We start from the raw sequence: 6,788 nt of genomic DNA on the forward strand, positions 1-6,788 counted from the left end.
GCTGGGCGCGATAAACAGCGCGCTTTGCAGCGTCTATGTCCTACGCTCGCACGGACTTAAAATCGCGGCACTGGTTCTAAATTTTACCGACGAAAAGGACGAAATTTGCGTATCAAACGCAGCGTATCTGAAAAGCAAACTCAAAGGCATATCCGTCATATCGCTACGCAAATTTCAAAAAGACGACTTTGCCGCTGCCGCGCGCTCTTTTGAAAATTTTATCGCCTCGCTAAATTTTAACGATCCGTCGCAGATGGACGCGAGCGCGGCAAATTTAAACGAAACCGCTGCGGTAGCCTTGGATGCGGCGCAAAGCGGTCAGAAGGGTGCAAATTTAGATGAAAATTCCAAAGATCGCGAGGCTCGCTGCGCTTTGGACACAGCGCAGGTCTGCGAACAAGACAGCAAAAACAAAAGCAGCCGCGCCGCGCCGCCGCCCATGAGTGCTTCAAACACGGGCCCCATTGATCTAAACTTCGATGCGAAGCATCTTTGGCACCCCTACACTTCCGCGACGCATCCGCTTAAGGCGCACGGCGTGCTACGCGCCGAAGGCAATAAAATTTACACGACGCAGGGCGCGCTGATCGACGGGATGAGCTCTTGGTGGTGCGCCGTTCAAGGATACGGCAGCGAGGTGTTAAATGCCGCGGCGACCGCGCAGATGAAGGAATTTTCTCATGTGATGTTCGGCGGGCTTACTCACGCGCCCGCGATAAATTTAGGCAAAAAGCTACTCTCGATGTTGCCGCAATTTGATCGTATCTTTTACGCGGACAGCGGCTCAGTAGCGGTCGAGGTGGCGTTGAAAGCGGCGATCTGCTATCAGCAAAACGTATCGCCTAAAAAGAATAAAATTTTAACCGTCAGAGGCGGGTATCACGGCGATACGTTCGGCGCGATGAGCGTTTGCGATCCACTCACCGGCATGCATTCGCTATTTAGCGGTATCTTGGCGCGTCAAATTTTTGCGCCGCGCCCGAGCTGCCGCTTCGACGCGCCGTTTGACCCATCTAGCACGGATGAAATTTCTAAAATTTTTAAAGAAAACAAAGATGAGATCGCGGCCATCATCATCGAGCCCGTCGTCCAGGGAGCCGGCGGGATGTGGTTTTACCATCCGAAATTTTTGGACCATCTCCGCGAGCTGTGCAACGAAGCGGACTCGATGCTCATCTTTGACGAGATCGCCACCGGCTTTTGGCGTACGGGCAGGGTATTTGCATACGAATACTGCGGCGCGGCGCCCGACATAATCTGCATAGGCAAGGCGCTAAGCGGCGGGTTTATGAGCTTTGCGGCTGTTTTGACGAACGAAAAAATCGCGCACGGCGTGAGCAAAAACGGCGGCGTTTTGATGCACGGACCGACCTTCATGGCAAACCCTCTAGCTTGCGCCGTTTCGCTTAAAAATTTAGAAATTTTATGCGCGCAGGACACAGCGCAAAAAGTCGCGCAAATCCACTCCGACCTGCAAGAGGGCCTGAGGGGGTGCAGAAGCTTAGACGGCGTAGCGGACGTTCGCACCTTGGGCGCTATCGGCGTCGTAGAGATGAAGGAGGCGGTGGATGTGGAGGCGCTACAGGAATTTTTCGTAAAAAGGGGCGTCTGGATCAGACCCTTTGGCAAAAACATCTATCTCATGCCGCCATTCATCACACCAAGAAGCGATACGCAAGCGCTTTGCGAAGCGATCCGCGATGCGGTAAAATTAAAAATTTATAAAGGATAAATGTGCAAATTTTAATCGTATTTATCATATTTCTACTTTTGCTAGGCTTCTTGGAATTTCGCAAAAAGACCGCCCTTGAGGGCTTTTTAGTTGCAGATAGAAAGGCGAGCGCTTTTGAGATTGCATTTTCGATAGTAGCTACCTGTGTGGGCGGCGCAGCTACGATCGGCGTGGTATCGAATATGCAAAAGTACGGGTTTGCCGCGGTTTGGTGGCTTTTAAGCGGCGCGATCGGACTGATGATTTTAGCGATTTTTATTGCAAAAATTCTACGCGCGAGCAAGGCGCTGACATTCGCGCAGATTGCGGAAATTTTTATCGACAAAAGAGCCAGGCTCGTTAGCGCAGTCATCATTTGCGTGGCGTGGTGCGCCATTTTGGCGGCGCAGTTTAGCGCCAGCGCGCGCATACTCTCGACGTTTGATCTAAATTTCAACTCCTCGCTGCTCATCGGAGGCGCGGTCATCATCGTTTATACGATTTTGGGCGGACAAAGAGCGGTCATTAGAAGCGATGTATATCAATACGCTATCGTAATCGCGGCGTTTTTGGCGGTTTTGCTCTGGCTAAATTTTAATTCGTCGCAAGTATTTGAAAATGTAAATTTTACGCTCAAAAATGACGCCTTCGGATACGACAAGATCGGATATTATCTGCTGGTTATCGGTACTAGCTACGTGATTGATCCGATGCTGTTTTCTAGAATTTTAAGCGCAAAGAACGAGCGCGCGGCGATACTAGGCTCTATCTTCGGTGCTTTTGGAATCGCAATCAGTAGCATAATGATCGCTTTTATAGGTTTTGGCGCGATGAGCCTTGCGGCCGACGGCACGAGCGGCGAAAACCTGCTTAACGTAAGCCTTTTTAACGCGCTGCCCGCGTCGTTGGGTGCGGTTTTGATGCTGGGGCTATTGGCGGCGATCATATCCTCTGCGGACACCTGCTTGATCACGGCTTCCAGCATCTTCGCGCACGATATTTTGCGAAGCGAGGATCTAAAAATTTACCGCATCGCCACGCTAGGTTTCGGCGCGATCGCGCTACTTTTGGCAAGCTTCGGGAGCGAAATTTTAAACTATCTCTTCGCGGCGAGCAACATCTTCGTAAGCGGCGTGGCGACGGCGCTATTTTTCGCCATCATCTTTCGCGGCAAGATCGACAAGGATCTCGTTTTGTGCGCCATGTATCTAGGCGGTGCCTTGGGGCTAGCCGCGGCTATTAGCGGCATAAATGCTTTTGCGGTAGCGGGTATCGTTGCGGCGTGCATTTTATGCCTGGCGGCTAGGTTTAAATTTAACGTAGCCTCTTCAAAGCCTGATCCAAACTGCGTCTATATACCCCAAGCAAGCGAGTACGAAGAGAAATAAGCGCAGCTAGCCGCTTACGGTAAATTTCACGCGGGCGGATACGGCGCGTTTAATAAGATTATTATCGCATAAGAGCGAATCTACTAAATTTATCCCGTTTTGCATTGCAAGATCGATGGTCTCTTCATGCGCCGCAAACGGGATCATCTGCGTAGCATCTAAATTTAAAAAGGGGCGAGAAATCTCCCGCCCCTGAAATTTTAAGTATAGGATTTGATTTTATAGATGTGCAAGCTAGGACTTACACATCTCTTATTTAAAACATAATCTCAAACCCTGCATTGATAGCACCACCTCTTGTTTTGCCTATGTAGCCCTTGCCTCCTAGGCTAAGGATAAGGTTTTTGCTATCGTATTTATAGCCCGCTTCAAATACTCCGGTTGAACCTTTTAGGCTAGGCTTAGGAGCGTCAAGTCCCATAGTAGATGCTTTAGCATCTCCGCTAAACTCATACTCATATGCGCCTCCTACATATAGGTTATGCTCGTCTTTTAAATTTATAGTATCTCTAAGACCTGCCCTTAGCCTATTAGATGTAACGCTATCAAAGTGATATCTCTCTCCCGAGCTTATAGAGGCATCTGCATCATCCGTGTAAGCATATAGCCATTTAGTATAAACGTCTAGTTTATTACTTTCGCTTAGATCAAAGATCTGACCTATTCCTATATGAGTAGCCATATAGGTTGAGCTGATATCAAACTTCTCATTATGAGCTAATACTCCAGGGGCTATAGCATAGGTCCAATCATTACTATTGTAGTCGCTGCTTATCTTACCTACGTGAAAGCTTGCATCTATATAGGCGTCGCTGCTAAATACCTGCTTTAGCATCAAGCCTCCGCCTATATATTCGCTTATACCGTCTGCATGTAGACCGCTATCTAAGTAGCTATCGTAGTTTGCTCTTCCATATTCTACGAATACTCCGCTTAGTATCTCTCCTGCGGAATTCGGAGTTAAGCTAGCAAGTCCTGCCGCTACTCCATAGCCTTTGGAATTTACGTGCGAGCCCGTCTCATACCTTAGATCATAAGCTTCGCTTATAGCAAAAGGAAATAGCTCTAAATGACCGTCAGGTATTAGCTTATCTAGGTAGTTGGTGATTAACTCGCTTCCGCTCTTTAGGCTGGCTAAGCTTGCAGCACGAGTTTCTGCAAAGGATTTGGTATCCTCTTTTACTCTTCTTTTACCGCTAAATCTAAGATCTAACGCTCTTCCGTTTGCATCTACCATACCGTAGGTCTCATACTCTATGGTAGCTCCTTGTTGGACTCTGGTTTGTAGATGCGAAGGATCAGGAAGTAGTAATCGTCCGCTTCCTTGCTTATCTATCAGATGGATCGTGCTGGTATCTCCTACGTCTGTATTGCCACTAATGTAAGCGGTGATCTTACCGCGCATATTGCTTAGATCGGTATTGGCCGTAGGATCGGTTAGCGTAATCATAGAATCGCCGTCTTTAATAGTAGGAGGCATAAAGATATTGATATCATCAAACCCTCCGATATTTCTAGCGGTGATTGAATTAGGAGCAGCCGGATTGGTAGGGTTTTTACCTACGTTTAGAGTGCTTCCCGCTCCGCCGGTGATATCTCCGATATTATTGCCGCCGGTTAAATTTACGGTAGAGCCATTGCCTCCGTTGATATTTAATCCGTTGAAATTCGTAGGATTATTTGGATCTTCATTAACTACGTTTATTACAGGATTTGGGATAGGATTATATCTATTGATCTCATCGTTTCCAAACTCGCCGCCTGTGATATTTCTAGAGGTAAGTTTGCTTCCTTGAATCAAGATAGATTGATCGTCGCTGCTCTTAATTAAACCCTTTAACATTATGTCGTAGGTGGTAGAGTTTTTAAGCGTAAACTCATGGGTTGTTTGCTTAGCCTTCTCGGTAAAATTCGTAAAGGTATTACCAGTATTGCGGATAAGGTGATACTCCTTACCATCCTCTATATTTAAAGAGCCGTAGCTATCGTTACTTGGATCATAATCTATTCCATTTAGTTGGAATTTAGCATTATTGATATCGGTGTTGCCGGCAGTGGTTAAATTTAAAGCTGCAGTTGCGGCGCTACCGTTAGCGTTTGAAATTCCATCGAAGTTTAATACGTTTAGATTTGCTATATCGCCTGCGGTTTTTTGAGTAGAGGCGTTATATACGTTTAGGCTATTGCCCGTGCCGCCTGTATTAGATAGACCATATATTGTTCCTCCTACGCTTCCGCTATGGAAATTTACGCTGTTACCACTACCGCTGCTTGCATCTGCTGCGTAGACGTTACCGTCAACCCTAGCGGTACCTTTTAAATTTACGCTGTTATTGGTTGCATTACCGCTAGCTTTTGCACCTTTTACGTCGTGGGTAACCTTACCGTCATTTAGAGTTATGGTGTTACTATCTGCATTACCATTTGCTGCTTCGCCGCCGTAAGCGTTTCCGTTAATGGTGGTATCGTTTGTGCTTACGGTATTATCATGAACGTTTCCGTTTAGGGAGTAGCCTGCGCTTATGTTTCCGTTTACTACCGCACCTTTTGAGCTATCTTCAAAGCTTAACTCGTTGTGGTGAACCTCTTGGGTTCCGCTATCACCATAGCCTGCATTTACGTTACCGAAATTTGTTCCGCCCTTAACTATGGTTTTATTGTTATAGACGGTATTTGGAGTTACGCTATCTTTGACATCGGCTCTACCGGAGCTTATATTCTTACCGTTTAGATCTCCTGCGCTTTGAGATACGTTTACGGTGTTATTTTTATTGCCGAATAGCTTATGAGCACCTGCTTGGGCTGCATTGTTAGCTTGGTTCTTGGTTAGCTCACCGCTATCGAAACCGTTATCTATCCAAGCATCGGTGATGGTGCCCTTTCTATATACAAGCTCTTTGCCTGCGTTTTGTTTACGGAAGGTTTCGCCGTCATATTGGTAGTGGTCTTTATCGGTAATGGTATAGACCTGATCTTTTTGGGTGCTTCTATCGGTAAAATTTATAGTACCGTTATCCTTGCTGATTAACTTATAGTCTTTGTTATCATCAAGGTTATTGGTATTTACGTTAACGTCTGTCTGGCTAAGATCGGTAATAGTACTTCCTGTAAGCTTAAGTGCGGGATCGTTTCCATTGTAGTTGTTAGGGAGGTTAAAGTCGATCTTCTTAAAGCCTGCGATGTTTTCTGCTTCTATACTTCCAGGAGTCATAGAGCCGTCATCTTTACCTATCTTTAAAGTATCATCATCATCGCCGGTAATGGTTCCTATATTATTACCCTCTACTAGAGTAACGGTTGCTTTTATAGGTTTAGCAGGATCGGTATTTACCGTATTTATTTTAAGTCCGTTAAAGTTCTTGTTTTCGCCCGCTTTACCTACGTTGATTATAGTACCTGCGCTAAGGTCTGGATCATATTTTAAAACCTCTTCGCTATCGAAGTTTTTATCGGATGAGATATTGCGTTTGGTATCCTTTACCCCTTGGATAAATATGGAGTGGTTATCCGTGCTCTTTAACATACCCTTTAAAGAGATCTCATAGGTAGAAGCATCGGTAATATTAAATACGTTTGTCTGCTGCTTGGCTTTCTCTTTGAAATTCGAGTAATCGCCTCCGTTTTTAATTAGATAATACTCCTTACCATCCTCTATATTTAAAGAGCCGTAGCTATCGTTACTTGGATCA

The 6,788-nt window shown here is 46.0% G+C and carries 3 protein-coding genes; 2 read left to right on the plus strand and 1 reads right to left on the minus strand.

All coding sequences use genetic code 11. The features are described from left to right. Together bioA and Q0236_RS12965 are read left to right on the plus strand one after the other, a co-directional pair. Positions 1-1,732 (plus strand): adenosylmethionine--8-amino-7-oxononanoate transaminase (gene bioA / locus Q0236_RS12960; protein WP_297918908.1); only part of this gene is annotated, 1,732 nt, incomplete at its 5' end. A 2-nt stretch (positions 1,733-1,734) separates the two neighbouring features. Further along, positions 1,735-3,099, plus strand: coding sequence for a sodium:solute symporter (locus Q0236_RS12965; RefSeq protein WP_297918911.1), 1,365 nt, complete (start codon positions 1,735-1,737; stop codon positions 3,097-3,099). A gap of 256 nt (positions 3,100-3,355) precedes the next feature. Here the strand turns inward: Q0236_RS12965 and Q0236_RS12970 are convergent. Next, the coding region (locus tag Q0236_RS12970) for an autotransporter outer membrane beta-barrel domain-containing protein (RefSeq protein WP_297918914.1) at positions 3,356-6,788 on the minus strand (3,433 nt) is incomplete at its 5' end.

The organism is uncultured Campylobacter sp. (assembly GCF_938031315.1).
Taxonomy (GTDB): domain Bacteria; phylum Campylobacterota; class Campylobacteria; order Campylobacterales; family Campylobacteraceae; genus Campylobacter_B.